We start from the raw sequence: 18,723 nt of genomic DNA, 5'->3' as shown, positions 1-18,723 counted from the left end.
TGGTCAGGCGACGTTCTTTCTGACGCCGGGCCTCATTTGCGCGCCCGGCGCGAAAATCTCCTGGTCGACGAAGCTTAACGCCCGCATCGCGCAGCCTTCGCGGATCAGCGGCAATTCGTTCGGCTCGGTATCGAAGGAGATCGAGCCCGAGTGCTGGCCGCCGGCGGTCTGGGCGATTGCCTTGCGCAAGGCCGGCTCGATCAGATCGAAGGCAGCGGCACTGGCGCCGACCATCGCGACCGGTGCCGGATCGATCAGCGCGAACAGCGAGCCGAGACCGAAACCCAGCGCTTCGCCGGCCTTGCGGTAGGCCTCGCGTTCCGGCCCATCCTTCTCGCGCGCGCGGGCGGCCAGCGCGCGCATGTCGGCGTCGCTGACGTCGGCGATAGGTTCGCTGTCTTCGCTCATCTGCCTGGCGTTGCGCCAGATGGCATAGTTGCCGGCATAGGCTTCGATGCAGCCGCGCCGCCCGCAACGGCAGAGCGCGCCGCCCGGACGATGGATCATGTGGCCAAATTCGCCGCCCGAGGAATGCGTCCCGGTGAACAGTTCGCCCTTCAGCACAAGCCCCATACCGATGCCATGCGAAAGCAGGATGGCGATGAAGTCGTCGCGATAGCGATCCGGATTGCGCCAGCGCAAAGCCACCGCCATCATATTGCAGTCGTTCTCCACCGTGGCCGGGATGCCGAATTCGTCCTCCAGCATGTCGGCAAAGGCGATGTCGGTCTGCGGCGTGATCGGCGACCACAGCATGGCGCGTGCAGGGGAGTCGGTAATGCCCTGAATCGCCAGGGCGATGCGGGCGACACTGCGGACGTCAAGGTCTGGGTCCTCAAGCCGGCGCCGGACGATGGCCATGCATTCGCGGATCAGCTCGTCGCGCGGCATGGTCAGCGTGTCCAGCCGGCGCTGTTCCTCGGCGACCACCTGTCCCGCATAGTCGATAATGGCGGCCGACAGGAAATTCAGTGACAACACCACGGTCAGCACCGCCGCCGCTTCCGGGTTGAGGGCGAGGCCGACCTGTGGACGACCGCGTTTCAACGAAACGGGCTCACTTGCCTTGCTCTCGGCGAGGATGCCTTCCCGTATCAGGTCGGAGGAGATCGCCGATATGGTTGAATGACTGAGGCCGGTGGTGGCTGCGATCTCCGTACGCGATGGCTGGCCGGCCCGGCGCACCGCCGAGATCACCATCGCCCGGTTGCGCCGGCGCAAATCGTCATGGCGGATTCCGACCGACATCGTTTTGCTTTCCTCCCGGTTGCCGCGGCCGCTCATGAACCGGAAGCCGTCGGTAATGTCCGACAAATAGTGTCGGATGCGGCAAATAGTGTCAGATGCAGGTGGCGCTGTCATCGTTTATTCCGACGCTCGAAAAAACTCGCACAGTCATCAAAATCCATCAGAATCGATGTTGACAGCAGCCGGAGATCGGGCCAGTATTTTTTCGAGGCTCGAAAAAATTAGAGCTTCTAAGCTGGTCTTTGAGCCAATTGGTCACGCCGTACGCGGCGCAGGGAGGATATGATGAAGAAATTCACGACCGCCATTCTGGCGGGTGTCGCCATGACGCTGGCGCTGGCGTCGGTGGCGCAGGCGAAAGACAAGGTCATCGGCGTTTCCTGGTCGAACTTCCAGGAAGAGCGCTGGAAGACCGACGAGGCCGCAATGAAGGCGGCCATCGAGGCCGCCGGCGACAAGTATATTTCCGCCGACGCACAGTCCAACCCCGGCAAGCAGCTCACCGACGTCGAGAGCCTGATCTCGCAGGGTGCCAATGCGCTGATCATCCTGGCACAGGATGCCTCGGCCATCGGGCCGGCCGTGCAGAAGGCACTGGACGAAGGCATCCCGGTCGTCGGCTATGACCGGCTGATCGAGAACAAGGACGTGTTCTATCTGACCTTCGACAACAAGGAAGTCGGCCGCATGCAGGCCCGCGAAGTCTTCAAGGTGAAGCCGGAAGGCAACTACGTCTTCATCAAGGGTTCGGGTTCCGATCCGAATGCCGATTTCCTGTTTGCCGGTTCGATGGAGGTGCTGAAGGAGGCCATCGACAGCGGCAAGATCAAGAATGTCGGCGAGGCCTATACGGACGGCTGGCTGCCGGCCAACGCTCAGAAGAACATGGAACAGTTCCTGACCGCCAACGACAACAAGGTCGATGCCGTGGTCGCGGCCAATGACGGCACCGCCGGTGGCGTCGTCGCCGCGCTGACGGCGCAAGGGCTGGCCGGATCGGTTCCGGTCTCGGGCCAGGACGGCGACCACGCCGCACTGAACCGCATCGCGCTTGGCACACAGACCGTGTCGGTGTGGAAGGACGCGCGCGAGCTCGGTAAGAACGCCGCCGAGATCGCCTCGCAGCTTGCCGACGGCAAGCAGATGACCGACATTGCCGGCGTGAAGGATTTCACCACGCCCGGCGGCAACACGGTCAAGTCGCTGTTCCTGACTCCGGTCGCCATCACCAAGGATAACCTCAACGTCGTCATCGACGCCGGCTGGATCAAGAAAGAAGAGGTCTGCGCCGGCGTGGCGGCTGGCACTGTTGCGGTCTGCAACTGAGCCGACGTTTCCGAGAAGCCCGAACGCCGCGGCCGCTCGCCGCGGCGTTTTTTCAAAAAGAATTGTTTTTCCGCTTCCGGCGGATAACTTCTAGGCTGCTTCCGGCATCCGCGGCAGACGGCAACCCGGCGGGAGAAACATCATGACCGACACGACTTCCAACACGCCGGTCGACAGCACGGCAGACCGGGCGCGGGAATCCGAGCTCGGCATCGTTGCCCGATTTCTCAAGGCAACCGAGATCGACACCCGCATGCTCGGCATGGTCGGCGCGCTGTTGGTCATCTGGATCGGCCTGCATGTCGTTTCCAGCGTACGGCTCGGCGTCAATCCGTTCGACTTCGACAGCCGGACCTTCCTGACGCCACGCAATCTCTGGAACCTCTCGGTGCAGACTTCCGCCGTGGCCATAATGGCCGCCGGAATGGTGCTGGTTATCGTCATGCGCAATATCGACCTGTCGGTCGGTTCCGCCGAAGGCCTGATCGGCGTGGTCATGGGCTTTGCGCAGGTGCATTTCCTGGTGCGAATGATCGGTCTGCAACTCGGCAACCCCTGGATCTGGATCCTGGCGCTGGCCATTGGCCTGGCGCTCGGCCTTCTGATCGGAGCGTTCCAGGGATACATCATCGCTTATCTCGAGGTGCCGGCCTTCATCGTGACGCTGGGCGGCCTTCTGGTCTGGCGGGGTGCCGCATGGTGGGTCGCCAGCGGTCAGACGATTGCGCCGCTTGATGCCACGTTCCAGCTGATGGGCGGTGGGCCGGCGGGTTCGATCGGCGCGCGATGGAGCTGGATCGTCGGAATTATCGCGTGCCTGGCGGTTGTGTTCATGCTGCTCAACGGACGGGTGCAGCGCAAGCGGTTCCGCTTTCCGTTGCGCCCGATCTGGGCCGAGACGTTCCTCGGTGTCCTCACCTGCGCTGTCATCATGGGCGCCATATGGCTCGCCAATTCCTATCCTTGGCCGGTCGGCATCGTGAACAGATACGCGGCGGCCAACAATATAACAGTTCCCGAAGGCGGGCTGTTCATCGCCCATGGCATCGCCATACCCGTGCTGATGGCTGTGGCGGTCGGGCTGATCATGACCTTCATCACCAAGCGTACCCGTTTCGGCCGCTATGTCTTCGCTATCGGCGGCAATCCGGAAGCCGCCAACCTTGCCGGTATCAACACGCGTTGGGTGACCATGAAGGTGTTCATGATCATGGGCGTGCTGGCAACGATCGCCGCGGCGATCTCGTCAGCCAGGCAGAACTCGTCGACCAATGCGCTGGGCACGCTAGACGAACTGCTGGTCATCGCCGCCGCGGTCATCGGCGGCACGTCACTTGCAGGCGGCTCCGGCACGGTGCTCGGCGCCATGCTCGGCGCCCTTTTGATGCAGTCGCTGCAATCCGGCATGGTGCTGCTCGGCATCGATTCACCGCTGCAGAGCATCGTCGTCGGTGCCGTGCTGGTGCTCGCGGTCTGGCTCGATACCGTCTATCGCAAACGCGTTTAGGGAGGAGGAACGATCATGGCCGACAAGACCGCTCCCACGGGCACGCCGCTGATCGACATGCGCAACATCTCGATCGCCTTCGGCGGCATTCGCGCCGTCGACGATGCCTCGGTCGATCTTTTCCCGGGCGAGGTGATGGCTTTGCTCGGCCACAACGGTGCCGGCAAATCGACGTTGATAAAAATCCTGTCCGGCGCCTACAAGCGCGATGCGGGCCAGATTTTCGTCAACGGCGAGGAGGCTTCGATCTCCAACCCTCGCGACGCCAAGAAGTACGGCATCGAGACGATCTATCAGACGCTGGCGCTGGCCGACAATGTCGATGCGGCCGCCAACCTTTTTCTCGGCCGCGAGCTGATGACCGGCTGGGGTACGCTCGACGACGTCGCCATGGAGGCCGAGGCGCGCAAGGTGATGGGCAGGCTCAATCCGCGTTTCCAACGCTTCAAGGAGCCGGTGGTAAAGCTTTCGGGCGGGCAGCGGCAGTCGGTGGCGATCGCCCGCGCCATCCTGTTCAATGCTCGCATTCTGATCATGGACGAGCCGACGGCGGCACTCGGGCCGCAAGAGACGGCGCAGGTCGGCGAACTGGTCAAGCAGCTCAAGGCCGACGGCATCGGCATCTTCCTGATCAGCCATGATATTCACGACGTGTTCGAGCTTGCCGACCGTGTCTGCGTCATGAAGAACGGTCGGGTTGTCGGCACGGCGCGCACAACCGACGTCACCCAGGACGAAGTGCTCGGCATGATCATCCTCGGCAAGTGCCCACCCGGCGCCATTCCGGGGCCGGGCGCGCTGAAGATCGCCGCATGAACGAGAATTAGCCGGCTAATCACAAGCCGCCAAAATGTGCCAGCCGTCACCATGCTTTGGCCTGGGCATTGTGTTGGCGTCGGGACTTGCCCATAAAAGATGCCGAACCGTCCACGGGACGTATCAGCAATTGAAGAAGCTGTTTCCGACCGTCGCTTTTATCGCCGTCGCGCTGATCAGCCTGACGATGGCGGGCTTTGCCTATTTTGCCACCCAGGAGGCGGCCCGCATAAAATTCGAGGCGACGGCGGACGACGCGCTTAACCGGATCGAAAGCCGCATCGACCTGGACCTGTCGCTGCTGCGCTCAACGCGAGCGCTGTTCGACGCTCGCAATGGCGGTATCTCGCAAGGCGAGTTCAAGGCTTTCTTCAACGCGCTCGACAGCGACAATAATTTCGCCGGCCTGCGCGGCATCGGTTTCCTCCGCCTGGCGAAAACTGGCAACGAGGCGGCGGTCGAGCGCGACATCCTGCACGATCACGGCGCAAGCCATCCGATCTACCCCGACACGAACTTACCGTGGCGTACGCCCATCGTGCTGTTCGAACCGCTGGATCCGTCCAACCAATCCAGCATCGGCTACGACATGTTCACCGGGCCGGCGCGGCGCGAGGCGATCGAAAAGGCGATGGCCGACGATCAGCAGCACGCCAGCGGGCTCGTGCAGCTCGGCAAGGATACGGGTGCCGCGCAGACCTTTACCGGGTTCCTCGTCTTCGTCCGGCTCAATGTCGAAACCGCGCCGGACGCCGTGAACGCGACGAGATCCTCGACTGCCGGCTTCCTTTATGCGGCCTTCCGCGCCCGTGACCTGTTCCAGGCTGCGCTCAGTCGGGCACCATTGCTGCCGGTCAACACCGAGATCTATGACGGCACAGTTGACAGCGACAACCTGCTGTTCCAATCGGAAACGCCGCCTGTTTCGAGCCTCGGCGACAGGCTGCTGGTCACCCGCAAGATCACCGTCGCCGGCCGGCCGTGGGTCGTCCTGTTCAGGCCGACAAGTGCTTTCTCGCAACCTTCCTCGCGCGCCATCCCGGTGATGCTCGGATTGTTCGGACTGCTGCTTGCGGGCGCCATCGCGCTGGTGGCCCGCTATCAGGAGCGGGCCTATGAGGCGATCTCGCTGCTTCACGAAACGACCGAAAAGAGCCTGCTGGAAAAAGACCTGATGCTGCAGGAGATGAAGCATCGCATCAAGAACTCGATCACGCGGGTGCTGGCAATCGCGCGCCAGACAGCATCGCACACTACCGACGTCCAGGAATTCTCGGCTTCTTTCTCGGCCCGGCTGCAGGCGATGGCGGCTTCCCAGGACATGCTGACGCGCTCACGCTGGCAGAAAGCCGATCTCGGCGACCTGCTGCGCATCGAGCTAGGCCAGGTGTTCGGCAGTGAGCTTCCTGAAGGGCTGCTGTCGGGACCGCAGGTTCTTCTCGATGAAAAGACGACGCAGGCACTCGGCCTCGTCTTTCACGAACTGGCGACTAACGCGCTGAAGCATGGCGAAGCCGGCAATTCAGTCGGTGCGCTGAAGGTCGACTGGTCGCTCGAAGGCCGTAGCGGCGCCCGGACATTGGCCCTCAACTGGCGCGAGGCCGGTCAGAAGAAGCTCGCGACACCGGCAAAGAGCGGTTTTGGCACCAGACTGATCGATCTCAACATCACACGCGAATTGCGTGGCACAATCAGGCGCGATTTTCGCGAAGATGGTTTGAACGTGGAAATCAGGGTTCCGCTGCCGGCCTGAAACGCCTCTCGCGGGCCGCGTCGCAACAGCGCTTCAAAGGGCAAACGCGAAGACAGGTGGCCTGCCTCCGCGTTTGCTATTCGCCTGGAGCTCGAAACTAGTTGCAGCGAGCTGTGTAAATCCGGCCGTGACGATCTCTGTATTGGCAGTAGCCATTTTGCAGACGGCGAACCAGCAGACCGCCAATCGCACCAGCGCCAGCGCCGATCAAAGCGCCCTTGCCGCCGCCGACAGCGCCACCAATGAGCGCGCCGCCCACAGTGCCGATACCCACGTTCTCTTCCGTGGTGGTGCAGCCGCTGACCGCAACCACGGCAACCATGGCAATAATCATCTTCCGCATGAAGTCATCCTCACTTTTGTCCTCACTTTAATAAGCTCCAGCCGCCATTTAGCATGAAAGTACGGCCTTTGCCCGCACGATTTCATTGTTGATTAAGATAGTCTTTTTCGGGGCGTGCGCCGTTCGATGCTACCACGAACCCGGAAATCTCCAAGGACGCATCGAGCGTGCCGTCGGGACGCACGTTCCAGACGATCCTGTCATAGTCGTCCTCGAGCGCCGGATCGACGGCAAGGCATTTGGCGACGAGATGTTGGGCCTGGCCTTGCAGGTCGGTGACCGCGAATGGGCACGGCCAGTACTCGGGCAGTGGTTTCAAAGCGATCAAGCAGAGGCGAACTCGATCAGATCAACTGGGACGCTGCGGTCAGGACGATCGCGGCCATAAGCGCGACGGCGGCGAAGCGGAGGGGCGAAGCACGAGGCGCGGGCGCTGCGGACGCTTCGGGATCCTGAAAACCGCCCATCGAGACACGAGCGGCCTGTTCCAGTCTGTTCAAGTCGGCAGCCGTCAAGGCCCATTCCTTTCATTTTGTGCCAAACTCAATCGATGGATCGACACGTCGGACAGGATCGGACTTTATGGTGAACAGTCGGTTAAAGTTGGCGATGCGCAGAACCCTTCTCGCGGCGGCCGCCGTTCGTTCAATCCGTCTCGAAATTGCCGTGAGGAACAAGAAGGCGGTATTCGAGGCGGTTCCCGGTGATCTCAAGTGTCGCCGTTCCATTCAACGATGTGGGTACGACGCGTTCAAGCGCGACGCTGCCAAAACGCTTCTCGCTGCGCTGATTGTCGTTGGCTCCGATCGCTTCTGCCCATGTCAGCGACAGCGCAGGCTCGCCAGCGGAAGCTGCCGTCAGATCGGCCGTCACCTCGACGAAACCGTCGCTGCGCGACAGCGCGCCATAGCTGACCGAATTGACGGCGAGCTCATGCATGGCCAAGCCGATGTGCAAGGCGGCATTGGGGTTGAGATATGGATTTGCGCCGCGGAAACGCAGGCTGTGTAAAGGGTCCGCGCCGTACCTGCCGACCTGACCGGAAACCAGCTCGCGCAGCGCTGCGCCCCGCCAGTTGGATGACGTGACTAGGTCCTGCGAGGAGGCCAGCGACTGCAATCGGCCACGGAAACGCGTCAGGAAATCATCAATGCTGCCGGAATAACGGCCTGTCTGGGTGGCGATGCTCTGGATGATGGCCAAAAGGTTCTTGGAGCGATGACTGACTTCACGCAGCAGCGCCTTCAGCGTCTGCTCCCGGCGTTTCTGCTCGGCTGTTTCGACCATGGTGGTCACGACGCCCTGCACCGCGCCGGTGTCGCTGCGGTCGGCGTCGATCCACACCTGAAACCAGCGGGCGCCATCATCGGCCGGCACGCTGAGTTCGAGATGTTGAGGATTGCCGGAGACGATGACGTCGTGCTTGGCGGCGCCGATACGCTCTGCCTGCGCCGGTGGCAAGATGCCGTTGTTGTCGGAGGCATCGGAATTCCATGGTGCGCGCATGTTGCGCGCCCACACAGTTTTCATCTCGCGATCCTGGTATAGAACGGAAATCCCGGTATTGTGCAGTGCATGGAGAAGGACCCGGCCAAGCTGCATTCCGGGATGCAAAGCGATGATCTCATCACTCCGGCCGCGGTCTTTCATTTTTCCGACTCTGGAACGCATCGGTCAATTTTGCTCAACCCACGTCAGGCTGAACGGCTCACGGAAAAATGGGTTCCAAAAGGAGGAGCTGCGGATCAAGCCCTAAAAGCGGTCCGCCGAGCGGCATCCCGTTGGAGGACACTGCCCGGCGGTGGCTGGAAACCGTTTGAGGGGTGCGGCTTCCAGTGTTCGCTTGAATGGCCGCTGGCATTCACGCCCGTCTGATCAGGCCGGCAATTAGCGATATGATCAGGAAGGCGAGAAAGATGAAGAACAATATCTGCGCTATGCCGGCCGAAGTGCCAGCGATGCCGCCGAAACCAAGCGCACCGGCGATGATCGCCACGACTAGAAATACGAGCGCCCAGTAAAGCATGATCCATCTCCTTCCAATGCTGCGGTGAAAACGTGATTCGCCTCCGTTTGTTCCACCATTTCCCGAAAAAGACGATGCTGAAAATCGTTACGGCCCGAATTGCTGCGATGTGTGCGAAAAGGTCCTCGTCAGGTTCGGCAGCAGTTGGCTGCGTATGTTAAGCCGGCGTCACGCCCCCTCGGGTCCAAGAAGAGTGGCTATCCCACACCCTGGCGGCGGCAACTCGGCCGCCCGCTGTTCATGCCGCGGCTTTCGCGTGCCGGTCAAAGAACAGGGCCTGGCTGATAAGAGCCTTGACCATATCCGGGTTGAACGGCTTGGTGACGAGGAAAGCCGGTTCCGGCCGCTCGCCGGTGAGCAGGCGCTCGGGAAAGGCGGTGATGAAGATCACCGGCACCGAGGTGGACGACAGGATCTCATTGACGGCCGCGATGCCCGAACTGCCGTCGGCAAGCTGAATATCGGCAAGCACCATCTTTGGCCGCGTCTTGCCGAACATCGCCACCGCCTCGGCGTGGGTGCGCGCCGTTCCGACGACGCGGTGGCCGAGGCTTTCGACCATTTCCTCGATATCCATGGCGATCAGCGGCTCATCCTCGATGATCAGCACATCGGTTGCCACCTGGCGGGAGATCTCGTTGCTCGCCTGCGCGAGAAGTTCGGAGAATTCCTGTTCGTCGACGTCGAGAATCTCCGCCGCCTCGTCTTCGCTGAAGCCTTCAACCGCGACCAGCAGAAAGGCTTGGCGGGGACGAGGCGCAATTGCATTCAGATTGGCCGCGGCACGCTGTTCCCATGCCGACTGGGCATGCTCCTGCGGAACGCGAATGGCCACTGAGGTGAAGAGCTTGGCAAAGACCTTGTAGAGCGCGATGCGGTCGTTCGATGCGTTCGGAAAGATGTCGACATCGGCAATGATGGCCTCGAGCATTGCGGCGACCAGCGCGTCGCCGCTCTCCTGCGATCCGGATACAGCGCGCGAGAAGCGACGCAGGAACGGCAGGTGCGGAGCGATGGTTGCTGATAGGCTCATATTGGACGTCTCCCTCATATGACGTGATGCATGTTACAGCTAAAAACGGTTCGCAGGGCCCAAGGGTGAAAACGCAGGTTCTGCGAAAAAGTTCCGATCATGCGGAACTAAGTATATGGGCTGGCGTTTAAGGGCGGGTTGGGCAACCAGACGAGGCTGCCGCTTGCCTTGCGTTATGTGTTGAAGGGCGGCTTAAGGCTGGGACAAAAGGGCGAATGAAGAACATGACGAAAGCTACCATGGGTGGCGTTGGCAACGGGCGCCGGGCTGCTTCCCGCGACCCGCTTGGGCCGAACTCGGAAATCGGCCGCAAACTCAAACAATACTACGACGAGCTGGTCTCCGACAATGTGCCGGATCGCTTCGCCCAACTGCTCAGCCAGTTGGAAAAGGCCGAACCTGTACAAAAGAAGGACTGAGGCATGGCGGCCGTCTCCCAGGGCTTCAAGACCGACTTGCTCGGCTCGATCCCGAGCCTGCGGGCTTTTGCCGTGTCGCTGACGCAAAACGCCGACAAGGCCGACGACCTGGTGCAGGAAACATTGGTCAAGGCCTGGGACAAGCATGAAAGCTTCCAGCCCGGCACCAATCTGAAGGCATGGCTGTTCACGATCTTGCGCAACGAATTCTATTCGCAGATGCGCAAGCGCGGCCGCGAGGTGCAGGACAGCGATGGCGTCATGACGGCCAGGCTTGCCGTTCACCCGGCCCAGCACGGCCAGCTTGACCTCGAGGACTTTCGCGGCGCGCTCGAATTGCTGCCAGAAGACCAGCGCGAAGCCATTATCCTCATCGGCGCGTCCGGCTTCTCCTACGAGGAAGCGGCCGAGATCTGCGGCTGCGCCGTCGGAACGATCAAGAGCCGCGTCAGCCGCGCCCGCACACGGCTGCAGGAAATCCTGAAGATCTCCGGTGAAGACGAGTATGGCCCGGACGCAATTTCGGCTCAGGTAACCGGGTCGACGGCTGCGTGAGGCGCGGCGTGTTCGAACCGCTCCGCGCCTCAGCGGAGAGGCGTTCGCCTGCAGGCCGCCGCCACTGCCTCGAGGAGATCGTCTCCCGAATAGGGCTTGGTGACCAGCCTGACGCCGGGAAAGGATTTCTTGATCTCATCGGTATCCGAATAGCCCGAGGCGAAGACGAACGGGATGCCCGCTTCACGCAGCCGCGAAGCAAATTGGAGCGTCGAAACGCCGCTCAGCATGAGGTCGACGATGGCGACATCGAACTGCGCGGCAACGTCTTGCTGTTCGATCTCAGTCAGATCACGGGCGATGACCACATTGAGCGCGCCGTAGTCGCGGCAAAGCTGCTCGATATCCATGGCAATCAGGAACTCATCTTCCAGGATAAGAATCCGCAAACCGTCAAGTGATGCGCGCACGCAGCAATATCTCCTTGAATGCGTATCGTGAAACGAGGGAAGTCATGATCGTTATTTGGCATGCTGTCATTTAAAAAAGACGTGCCGGCGCGGATGCGTCGGCCTCGGCCCATGCAAGGCATTTGCAACGCGCGCTGCCGGAGATAGGGTTAGAAGAGGTTCGCGCCGGAACCTTGGGGTCTGTCGGGCGTTTCGACCGAGCAAAATCATGGAGAGTGAAGCAATGGCGACTGCCGCAGGTAAGGCCGGGAACGAAGCCCGCACGAATTCCGATATTGAGGCCGACATCGCACAATTGAAGGCCGACATCGATCAACTTACCAAGCTGTTGGCCAAAACTGGCGAACATGGCTACGGGGCAGCGCGGCGAGCCGCCGCCGAAGGCGTCGAGCAGTTGCGAACCCAAGGCGAGGCAGCTTTCGATAGCTTGCGCGCCAACGCCAGGGACATCGAGGCGCAGATGATAGCGCATATGCGCGAAAAACCGGTGACTTCGCTGGCGATCGCCGCAGGCGTCGGATTCCTCTTCGCGCTTCTCGCGCGCCGCTAGTTCTGCACGCATGGGAATGCTTGCATCGCTGATCTCGGGCCTTGCCTCGGGCGAAACCATTGCGGCGGTGCAACGCGTGCGCGTCGCTGCGATTGTCTATTCGGTCGCAGCGCTCGCGGCGCTGTGCGGCCTCGGGTTCCTCGTCGGGGCGGCCTATATCTGGGCGGCGGCCCGCTATGGGCCGATGGCAGCTTGCCTGAGCTTCGGGATCGGCTTTCTGGCAATCGCCGGTCTCATCCTGCTCGTCTACCGGATGTCGGCCGGCTCGCGCGCCAGGCGCCGGGCGAAGCGACGCAACGCCGACATGAAGGCTATCGGCATCACTGCGGCACTCGCCGTGCTGCCGGCGCTGCTCAAGGGCAAAGGTGGCCTGGCGAAGGGCGGGTTGGGCGCCATTCTCGGCCCGGCGATAGCACTCGCTGCCTACGCCATCTACCGCGAGAATGTGAAGCGCGGCTCGGATAATCCGGATACCGGCAAACCCGAATAGTTCGGAGGGGATAGTTCAGGGCAAACGGTTCTGGCGCCGGTCGCAAAATGCCGGCGTTACAAATCTTCGAGCGGAATCGATATTTCCGCGACCACGCCATCCGGCCGGAATTCATGGGTCACCTCGCTGGAAATGACCTTGGCCAGGCTGCGGCGGATCAGGATCGAGCCGAAGCCATGGCGTTCGGGCGGCGCAACCCGCGGGCCGCCGCTTTCGCGCCAGGCCAGCAACAGACGCCGTGCACCCTTCCTGCCTTGTACCTTCCAATCGAGATCGACCTTTCCGGAAGAAACCGAGAGCGACCCGTATTGCAGTGCGTTGCTTGCCAGTTCATGCAGGATCAGCCCGAGTCCGACTGCCTGGTCGGGTGAGAGCAAGACATCGGCGCCGGAGATCGCCATCCGCGATTGTCCGGCGGCTTGGAACGGCTTTACCTCGATCTGCACCAGCTCGCGGATGCCGATGCCGCGCCACTCGCGGTCCGACAGCAGGCTGTGCGCAACGCCCAGTGCCTGCAGCCTGGCGCTGAAGGCGCCGAGGAATTCGCTTGGCTGGCGGGCATGGCGAACGGTCTGCGTGGCCAGCGCCTGTACAGTTGCCAACGTGTTCTTGACGCGATGATTGAGCTCGCGCAGCAACAGCCGTTGGCGTTCGTCGCCTAGCTTGCGTTCAGTGATGTCGTAATTGACGCCGAAGATCAGCGTCGGCTTGCCCTCGCCGTCGCGCTCTATGACGCGGCCGCGCGTTGCGACCCATCGTGGCGGATCGAGGCCTCTGACACGGTATTCGCCAAAATAGTCATCGCTGCCGGTCAGCGCGTCGCGAAAGCGTGTTTCGGTCTGGTGAACGTCGCGCGGGTCGATGGCGGTCAGGATGTCGCGCGCCCTCAGCCTGTTCGACTTCGGCAGGTTGAACAATTCGGGCAGCAGGACGTCGCAGTCGATCATGTCGCTGCGGATATCCCATGCCCAGCTGGCAAGCGAAGCCGCGTCGAGCGCGATAGCGCGCCGCTTTTCCTCTCGAACCAATGCGGCCTTGGCGATCGCCGCGCTGCGGGTTGCATCCTTCAGCGTGAACAGGCTGGCGGCGAGTCCAGCCAGCGCCGACAACTGGTCGAGCTGGACAGAGGAGGGATGCGCGTGCGGCTTCCGGTCGAGCACGCACAGCGTGCCGATCAGCGCGCCGTCGATCATGATCGGCACGCCTGCGTAAAAGCGGATATGATGCTCGCCGGTGACCAGCGGATTGGCTTTGAACCGCGGATCGGCCGCCGCGTCGGCCACCACCATCGGCACGTTGCCGGCTGCGATGGCATAGGCACAGAACGATGTCTCGGTCGCGGTTTCGGTCTGGTCGAGGCCGATACAGGACTTGAACCACTGCCGCTCGGCGTCGAGCAGCGTGATCAGTGCGACAGGCGTTTGCATCGCCGAAGCGGCAAGACCGCCAATGCGATCGAAATCAGGGTCGGCAGCCCTGTCCAGCGCGTCGAGGCCGTGCAGCACGGCAAGACGGTCCGCGGCGCCCACCACACGGCGAATATCGGCCGGCAGACCCGGCGTGTTCTGGCTATTGTCGTCCACTATGCCCCCAGTGGCCGGCTCCGCTGATTGATCAGGCCAACCGGCCCGTTTGCCGCCTTGCAGAGCCGGAACTTTCGCTGCGGGGGACCGTTACCAGCCAACGCCCCGCCAGTTACGCCTGCCGGCGCCAAATATGGAGCCAGACAATGCCAAAAACCATTCCTGAAAACAAAGCCCGTCAAGGGCGGCGGGGTCGGCATGTCCTTCGTATCCTGATCGCCGCGCTGCTGCTGGCCTTTATCGCCTGGGGCGTCGCCGAAATCTACGGCTGGATGATCGAGACGCCGAAGACCGAACAGGGCAACACGCCCAGCGGCTAGGTTCTCCCCATCGCTCGTGCCAGCTCGCATCACGCAGCCCCACATCAGGCATCCCACGTCAGGCAACCTTTGCCTCGGCGGCGCGCGCCGGGACGAGAACATTCAACGCGCGCGGATGGATTTCGACGGTCGTCTCGCGATCGAGCTTTACCAGTTCGCCGTCCATGACGGCCTGAACTTTCCTGTTCGTCGAATGGATTTTCAAAACGGCGCGGTTTGCCTGATGGATTTCGACATGTTCGTTGCCGCGCCATTTCCCACGGGCGACGTCAAAGAGGAACCTGATCAATTCGCCGCGCCGCCGTGCTACGGTGACATAGATGCCCAGCACGCCGCCTGCCGGATCATCGGCATAGGGCAGGTGGCCCTCGCCAAACAGATTGTTGGTGATGCCGATACCGGTGATCCGGGTTTTGATCTCGGCCTCGCCGATCGTCAGCGTTACGTTCATCGCCGGCGGGTTGTTGATCGTTGCCCAAGCGGCTCGCACCGAGGCACGCATTTTCCCCAGCCGCGAGCCGAATTCCATCTTCTGGCGCAGTTGCACCATCCTGGCATGCATGCCGATCGAGAATTGATGCACGAAAGGCCGGCCGTTGGCTGTTGCAATGTCAATCGCCATCACCTCGCCGTCGGCAAACGATTTCAGCGCCGCATCGAGGGTCTGCGGAATGCCGAGGCCGCGCGCAAAAAGGTTCATTGTGCCAGCCGGCAGAATTGCCAGTGCCTTCTCCCCATTCATCAAACGGGCTGCCGCGGCCGAAATGGTGCCGTCGCCGCCGCCGGCCAGCACGGCGTCGATGCCGCGCCTGGAAGCTACGCCGTCCAGTGTGGCGACGATATCCTTGCCGGCAACGATTTCGATATCGATCGAGTGGCCGGCAGTCTCAAGCGTGCTGCGCATCCGACTGGCGAAGGCCTCAAGATCGATGGTGCGCAGGGTGCCGCCGTCCTTGTTCAGCACCGCTGCAAACCGCATGGCCGTTCCATTTTTTCCAGCACCTATCCGGCCGGGACGGGGTCCCAGCCGGGAGTGGAACGGCGCGGCCGAGAAAATGTTCCTTTCGACCAGCGCAGTGAATCCGAGAACCATTGACATCGTACCGGGTGCACCACGGCTTTTTTCGGAACAACAGTGTGGTCACAACGTTGTGAACATGCAGAAGACGCTGCGCCCGCAGTGACGCCAGGCGGGCAGGGCGTGCACGAAATCACCGACGAGGAGACACTAAGATGATCCGCACCCTTTTAACCACGACAGCAGTCGCAACATTGATTGCGACGGGTGCCTTTGCGCAGTCGGCGACGACCCCGGCGCCGGCGCAGCCACCCGCAGTAGAGAACCCCGCTCCAGCCGCTCCGGTGCAACGGGCCGAGGGCAGCCTTGCTACCAACATCATCGGCGAATCCGTCTATAACGGCACCGGCGCCGATGCCCAGAATATCGGCAACGTCAGCGACATCGTCTTCGACGAGCGCGGCAAGGTAAAATCCGTCGTCATCGGCGTCGGCGGATTCCTGGGCATCGGAACCAAGAATGTCGCCTTCGACTACGGCAAGATGCAATGGGCAGAAAAGAACGGCGACCGCTGGCTGATAGCTCAGACGACGAAGGATGAGTTGACGGCTCAGCCGGATTTCGACCGGAAGCCTTACGATCCGCCTCCGCCGCCAGCTTCGGCCGATAATGCGGCACCCGCCGCCCCTTCGGCTTCCACCAGCGCGCAAAATACAACGCCAGCGCCTGCCGCGCCGGCTGAGCCAGTGAAGCGCGCCGAAGGCAATCTCGCCACCAATATCATCGGCGAGACCGTCTATAACGGCACCGGCGACGACGCCCAAAACATCGGTGACGTAAACGACATCGTCATCAACAAGGAAGCCAAAGCGCAATCGCTGATCATCGGCGTCGGCGGCTTCCTCGGCATCGGCGAAAAGAACGTCGCCTATGATTTCGACAAGGCGCAGTGGGCCGAGAGGAACGGCGATCGCTGGCTGGTCGCGCAAACCACCAAGGAAGAGCTGCAGGCGCAGCCGGACTTCAACCGCAAGGCCTATGATCCGGCGCCGGCATCCACTGCTTCGAACGATGCCAATGCGCCTGCCACCGTCACGCCTACCGTGATGGCCAGCAACACCGCGTCGACCAACAACACTGCGACGACCAATAACGCTGACCAGGCCGGCAAGACGGCTCAAAACGCCCCAGCGCCCGCAACGGCCGACCAGACCAAAACCGGGTCGATCGACAAGTCGACGTTGACTGAAATGCCGATCGGCCAGATCCGGGCCGAGGATCTGGTTGGAACGACCGTTTACGGCGCCAACGATGTCAACGTCGGCGAGATCGGCGATATCGTGCTGGGCGCCGATAAAAAGGTCGATGCAGTCATTATCGATGTCGGCGGGTTCCTCGGTGTCGGCGAGAAGGAGGTGGCGGTCGGCATGGACAACCTGAAATTCATGACCGACAAGAACGGCAAGCGCTATCTCTACACGAACTTCACCAAGGAGCAGCTCGAAGCGCAGGCCCCCTATGACAAGGCCAGCTATGCGCAAAACCGCGACAAACAGCGCATGATCATGCGCTAAGCAGCACACAGGTCGATAGAAGCCCGCGCCCGCAACGGCGCGGGCTTTGTTTATGGCGAGGGAAAGCCGGCGACATGGCCGGCAACGCCATTGTCCGTCAATTCGGCGAGCGCCAGAGATTGGTCGAGATGCTCGGCCCGCCAGGCAAGCAGCCTTTCGGCAAGTTCCAACCGCACCGGCAGATAGGCTGGGTCGTCAGCGACGTTGGCCAGCTCGCCGGCATCTTTTTCCAGGTCGAAGAGCAAGGGCGGCAGGCCGCCCCCGAAATTCACATATTTGAACTTTTGCGTGCGGATGACGGCGAGATTGCACTGACGCGGACCGATACCGAAATAGCGTTCTGCATCACCATCGGCGATCGAGCGGAAATCGAACTCCCAATGTGCCGCATCGCGCCAATCGTCCGGCTCCGTTGCGTCTAGGAAAGGCGCCAGCGAGCGGCCGTCGAGATGCGGCAGCACTTCGCCGCTGGTGAGCTCGAGCAAGGTCGGTGCCAAATCGGCCGCCTCGGTGAAGCGGTCGACGCTGCTGCCGGCAGCCTTGCGGCGGCGCGGATCGCGAATGATCAGCGGAATATGGAAGCTGCAGTCGAAGAAGCCGCCCTTGCCCAGCATGAAATGATCGCCCATCATCTCGGCGTGGTCCGAGGTCAGCACGATGACGGTGTCGTCCCATGCATCGGCCGCCTTGACCGCTTGCCAGACACGGCCAAGCTGCGCGTCGACCTCCGAGATCATGCCGTGATAGAGCGCCCGGATGCGCCGAAAACTATCGTCGCTCCAGTCGCGCACCTTACCCTCCGAGCCGGGGCGGAATTTCGACCGTTCCTGCCGGTCTAATTCATAGGCGAGATAGGGGTGGCTTGCTGCTTCGGCCTGCCAGCTTTCGGCGCGGTCAAAAGCTGGGCCGACGGCCGGATCGTACATGGTGTTGTAAGGCGCCGGCACGATGAAGGGCGGATGGGGGCTGATGAAGGAAAGGTGCGCGAACCACGGCGCATCGTGCTCCTGCTCGCCGAGCCAGCGGATGAATTCGCCAGCCAGGAAGGCCGACGGCGTCTCGTCCTTCGAAAAGGCTGGCGGGGCGTTGCTGATCTCGCCGTCGTTTTCCAGGATTTCGCCCGCCGGGCGGTGGATGTCGGGGGAGCCGGCGCCGGCATCGACGCCGCGCGCCTTGAGCCATGACAGCCAGGGCCTCTGGTGCTCGGGCAGAAGCTGGCGCACGGTAAAGCCCGGCAGCACGCCTTCATAACTCTTCAGCTGCGGGTCGCCAGGCGCCAGCGTGCGCGGGTCGCGCGCGGTGTCGGTATAACCGAACAGCGTCGGATCGTAGCCGAGGGCGCGCGCCCAGAGCGCTATGTTGCCGTGGCGGGCGTCGAGCGGTGTGCCGTTGCGGCAGACACGATTGTTCATCTGGTAAAGGCCGGTGTAGAGGCAGGCGCGCGCCGGCGAGCAAGGTGCGGCGGCGCCATAGTGCTTCCGGAACAAAACGCCCTCGGCAGCCAGCGCGTCGGCATTCGGCGTCCTTACCACCTTGTGCCCAGCAGCTGACAGACAGCCGCCGCGCCATTGGTCGCAGGTGATCAGGAGAATGTTGGGGCGTTTTCCACTCAACCGCTGTATCCTCATGCTGGCTACATGCGTCGCTCATGGAGCGCAATTTCGGCGAGTATGCAAGCCGGTCCAGTTTGCCAAATGGTGAACAAAACCTGCTTCATCGTTCACTTTAACAGCACAGTCCATTCTGTGTTTG

At 62.0% G+C, this 18,723-nt stretch carries 20 protein-coding genes and 1 pseudogene; 10 read left to right on the top strand and 11 right to left on the bottom strand.

What is annotated here, in order from left to right:
• Positions 1-3 precede the first annotated feature (3 nt).
• On the bottom strand, positions 4-1,248 hold the full coding sequence (locus NKJ13_RS12810) for an ROK family protein (protein WP_352739577.1): 1,245 nt from the start codon (positions 1,246-1,248) through the stop codon (positions 4-6).
• 285 nt (positions 1,249-1,533) lie between these two features.
• On the opposite strand from NKJ13_RS12810, the gene xylF reads away from it, so the two are divergent.
• The 4 genes from xylF (at position 1,534) to NKJ13_RS12790 (ending at position 6,650) form a co-directional block, all read left to right on the top strand.
• Positions 1,534-2,574, top strand: coding sequence for a D-xylose ABC transporter substrate-binding protein (gene xylF, locus NKJ13_RS12805; protein ID WP_352505024.1), 1,041 nt, complete (start codon positions 1,534-1,536; stop codon positions 2,572-2,574).
• 142 nt (positions 2,575-2,716) lie between these two features.
• Entirely contained in the window at positions 2,717-4,081 is a 1,365-nt protein-coding gene (locus NKJ13_RS12800; protein ID WP_352476199.1) for a sugar ABC transporter permease, read from the top strand.
• A 15-nt stretch (positions 4,082-4,096) separates the two neighbouring features.
• Positions 4,097-4,897: an ATP-binding cassette domain-containing protein gene (locus tag NKJ13_RS12795; protein WP_254816576.1), complete on the top strand. Its 801-nt coding sequence runs from the start codon at positions 4,097-4,099 to the stop codon at positions 4,895-4,897.
• A gap of 130 nt (positions 4,898-5,027) precedes the next feature.
• Positions 5,028-6,650 (top strand): CHASE domain-containing protein, encoded by a 1,623-nt coding sequence (locus NKJ13_RS12790; protein ID WP_352739575.1) that lies wholly within the window; start codon positions 5,028-5,030, stop codon positions 6,648-6,650.
• A gap of 97 nt (positions 6,651-6,747) precedes the next feature.
• Here the strand turns inward: NKJ13_RS12790 and NKJ13_RS12785 are convergent, their stop codons facing one another.
• From NKJ13_RS12785 to NKJ13_RS12760, 6 genes and pseudogenes are all read right to left on the bottom strand, one after another.
• Positions 6,748-6,993, bottom strand: a complete 246-nt coding sequence (locus tag NKJ13_RS12785) for a YMGG-like glycine zipper-containing protein (RefSeq protein WP_006328050.1) — start codon at positions 6,991-6,993, stop codon at positions 6,748-6,750.
• Positions 6,994-7,075: 82 nt separating this feature from the next.
• A pseudogene (locus NKJ13_RS12780) lies at positions 7,076-7,282 on the bottom strand (hypothetical protein); the annotation flags it as partial.
• Between the two features lie 55 nt (positions 7,283-7,337).
• On the bottom strand, positions 7,338-7,508 hold the full coding sequence (locus NKJ13_RS12775) for a hypothetical protein (RefSeq protein WP_352476202.1): 171 nt from the start codon (positions 7,506-7,508) through the stop codon (positions 7,338-7,340).
• 130 nt (positions 7,509-7,638) lie between these two features.
• Positions 7,639-8,664, bottom strand: coding sequence for a sensor histidine kinase (locus NKJ13_RS12770; RefSeq protein WP_352777832.1), 1,026 nt, complete (start codon positions 8,662-8,664; stop codon positions 7,639-7,641).
• Positions 8,665-8,854: 190 nt separating this feature from the next.
• Complete coding sequence (locus tag NKJ13_RS12765) at positions 8,855-9,019, bottom strand: DUF1328 domain-containing protein (RefSeq protein ID WP_023678541.1); 165 nt, start codon at positions 9,017-9,019, stop codon at positions 8,855-8,857.
• Between the two features lie 238 nt (positions 9,020-9,257).
• The gene (locus NKJ13_RS12760) at positions 9,258-10,052 is read right to left on the bottom strand and encodes a response regulator (RefSeq protein ID WP_352476204.1); all 795 of its coding nucleotides are present in this window, start codon (positions 10,050-10,052) and stop codon (positions 9,258-9,260) included.
• A gap of 215 nt (positions 10,053-10,267) precedes the next feature.
• Between NKJ13_RS12760 and NKJ13_RS12755 the strand changes: the two genes are divergently transcribed.
• Both NKJ13_RS12755 and NKJ13_RS12750 read left to right on the top strand, forming a co-directional pair.
• Positions 10,268-10,471, top strand: a complete 204-nt coding sequence (locus tag NKJ13_RS12755; RefSeq protein WP_023678543.1) for a NepR family anti-sigma factor — start codon at positions 10,268-10,270, stop codon at positions 10,469-10,471.
• A 3-nt stretch (positions 10,472-10,474) separates the two neighbouring features.
• Positions 10,475-11,026 (top strand): sigma-70 family RNA polymerase sigma factor, encoded by a 552-nt coding sequence (locus NKJ13_RS12750; protein WP_023678544.1) that lies wholly within the window; start codon positions 10,475-10,477, stop codon positions 11,024-11,026.
• Between the two features lie 29 nt (positions 11,027-11,055).
• Here NKJ13_RS12750 and NKJ13_RS12745 read toward each other — a convergent pair whose 3' ends face one another.
• The gene (locus NKJ13_RS12745; RefSeq protein ID WP_502896068.1) at positions 11,056-11,376 is read right to left on the bottom strand and encodes a response regulator; all 321 of its coding nucleotides are present in this window, start codon (positions 11,374-11,376) and stop codon (positions 11,056-11,058) included.
• A 283-nt stretch (positions 11,377-11,659) separates the two neighbouring features.
• Here NKJ13_RS12745 and NKJ13_RS12740 point away from each other — a divergent pair, with 283 nt between their 5' ends.
• On the top strand, positions 11,660-11,986 hold the full coding sequence (locus NKJ13_RS12740) for an ElaB/YgaM/YqjD family protein (protein WP_352505030.1): 327 nt from the start codon (positions 11,660-11,662) through the stop codon (positions 11,984-11,986).
• A gap of 10 nt (positions 11,987-11,996) precedes the next feature.
• Complete coding sequence (locus NKJ13_RS12735; protein ID WP_352505031.1) at positions 11,997-12,476, top strand: hypothetical protein; 480 nt, start codon at positions 11,997-11,999, stop codon at positions 12,474-12,476.
• Between the two features lie 56 nt (positions 12,477-12,532).
• Here the strand turns inward: NKJ13_RS12735 and NKJ13_RS12730 are convergent, their stop codons facing one another.
• Positions 12,533-14,059, bottom strand: coding sequence for a sensor histidine kinase (locus NKJ13_RS12730; RefSeq protein ID WP_352505032.1), 1,527 nt, complete (start codon positions 14,057-14,059; stop codon positions 12,533-12,535).
• Between the two features lie 146 nt (positions 14,060-14,205).
• Between NKJ13_RS12730 and NKJ13_RS12725 the strand changes: the two genes are divergently transcribed.
• Positions 14,206-14,379: a hypothetical protein gene (locus tag NKJ13_RS12725; RefSeq protein WP_292659198.1), complete on the top strand. Its 174-nt coding sequence runs from the start codon at positions 14,206-14,208 to the stop codon at positions 14,377-14,379.
• Positions 14,380-14,437: 58 nt separating this feature from the next.
• Here the strand turns inward: NKJ13_RS12725 and NKJ13_RS12720 are convergent, their stop codons facing one another.
• Positions 14,438-15,358, bottom strand: a complete 921-nt coding sequence (locus NKJ13_RS12720) for a diacylglycerol/lipid kinase family protein (RefSeq protein WP_352704336.1) — start codon at positions 15,356-15,358, stop codon at positions 14,438-14,440.
• Positions 15,359-15,612: 254 nt separating this feature from the next.
• Here NKJ13_RS12720 and NKJ13_RS12715 point away from each other — a divergent pair, with 254 nt between their 5' ends.
• The gene (locus NKJ13_RS12715; protein ID WP_352704338.1) at positions 15,613-16,971 is read left to right on the top strand and encodes a PRC-barrel domain-containing protein; all 1,359 of its coding nucleotides are present in this window, start codon (positions 15,613-15,615) and stop codon (positions 16,969-16,971) included.
• Positions 16,972-17,021: 50 nt separating this feature from the next.
• Here the strand turns inward: NKJ13_RS12715 and NKJ13_RS12710 are convergent, their stop codons facing one another.
• Positions 17,022-18,599, bottom strand: coding sequence for an alkaline phosphatase family protein (locus NKJ13_RS12710; RefSeq protein WP_352737991.1), 1,578 nt, complete (start codon positions 18,597-18,599; stop codon positions 17,022-17,024).
• Between the last annotated feature and the right edge of the window lie 124 nt (positions 18,600-18,723).

This window comes from Mesorhizobium sp. M0174 (genome assembly GCF_040322275.1).
Lineage (GTDB): Bacteria > Pseudomonadota > Alphaproteobacteria > Rhizobiales > Rhizobiaceae > Mesorhizobium.
This window is presented reverse-complemented; position numbering and strand designations above follow the sequence as displayed.

Coding starts and splice junctions, on each gene's coding strand:
- NKJ13_RS12715 (WP_352704338.1), top strand. CDS start 15,613: ATGATCCGCACCCTTTTAACCACGACAGCAGTCGCAACATTGATTGCG.
- NKJ13_RS12760 (WP_352476204.1), bottom strand. CDS start 10,052: ATGAGCCTATCAGCAACCATCGCTCCGCACCTGCCGTTCCTGCGTCGC.
- NKJ13_RS12725 (WP_292659198.1), top strand. CDS start 14,206: ATGCCAAAAACCATTCCTGAAAACAAAGCCCGTCAAGGGCGGCGGGGT.
- NKJ13_RS12765 (WP_023678541.1), bottom strand. CDS start 9,019: ATGCTTTACTGGGCGCTCGTATTTCTAGTCGTGGCGATCATCGCCGGT.
- NKJ13_RS12745 (WP_502896068.1), bottom strand. CDS start 11,376: ATGGATATCGAGCAGCTTTGCCGCGACTACGGCGCGCTCAATGTGGTC.
- NKJ13_RS12785 (WP_006328050.1), bottom strand. CDS start 6,993: ATGCGGAAGATGATTATTGCCATGGTTGCCGTGGTTGCGGTCAGCGGC.
- NKJ13_RS12795 (WP_254816576.1), top strand. CDS start 4,097: ATGGCCGACAAGACCGCTCCCACGGGCACGCCGCTGATCGACATGCGC.
- xylF (WP_352505024.1), top strand. CDS start 1,534: ATGAAGAAATTCACGACCGCCATTCTGGCGGGTGTCGCCATGACGCTG.
- NKJ13_RS12770 (WP_352777832.1), bottom strand. CDS start 8,664: ATGCGTTCCAGAGTCGGAAAAATGAAAGACCGCGGCCGGAGTGATGAG.
- NKJ13_RS12750 (WP_023678544.1), top strand. CDS start 10,475: ATGGCGGCCGTCTCCCAGGGCTTCAAGACCGACTTGCTCGGCTCGATC.
- NKJ13_RS12740 (WP_352505030.1), top strand. CDS start 11,660: ATGGCGACTGCCGCAGGTAAGGCCGGGAACGAAGCCCGCACGAATTCC.
- NKJ13_RS12735 (WP_352505031.1), top strand. CDS start 11,997: ATGGGAATGCTTGCATCGCTGATCTCGGGCCTTGCCTCGGGCGAAACC.
- NKJ13_RS12810 (WP_352739577.1), bottom strand. CDS start 1,248: ATGTCGGTCGGAATCCGCCATGACGATTTGCGCCGGCGCAACCGGGCG.
- NKJ13_RS12755 (WP_023678543.1), top strand. CDS start 10,268: ATGAAGAACATGACGAAAGCTACCATGGGTGGCGTTGGCAACGGGCGC.
- NKJ13_RS12800 (WP_352476199.1), top strand. CDS start 2,717: ATGACCGACACGACTTCCAACACGCCGGTCGACAGCACGGCAGACCGG.
- NKJ13_RS12720 (WP_352704336.1), bottom strand. CDS start 15,358: ATGCGGTTTGCAGCGGTGCTGAACAAGGACGGCGGCACCCTGCGCACC.
- NKJ13_RS12710 (WP_352737991.1), bottom strand. CDS start 18,599: ATGAGGATACAGCGGTTGAGTGGAAAACGCCCCAACATTCTCCTGATC.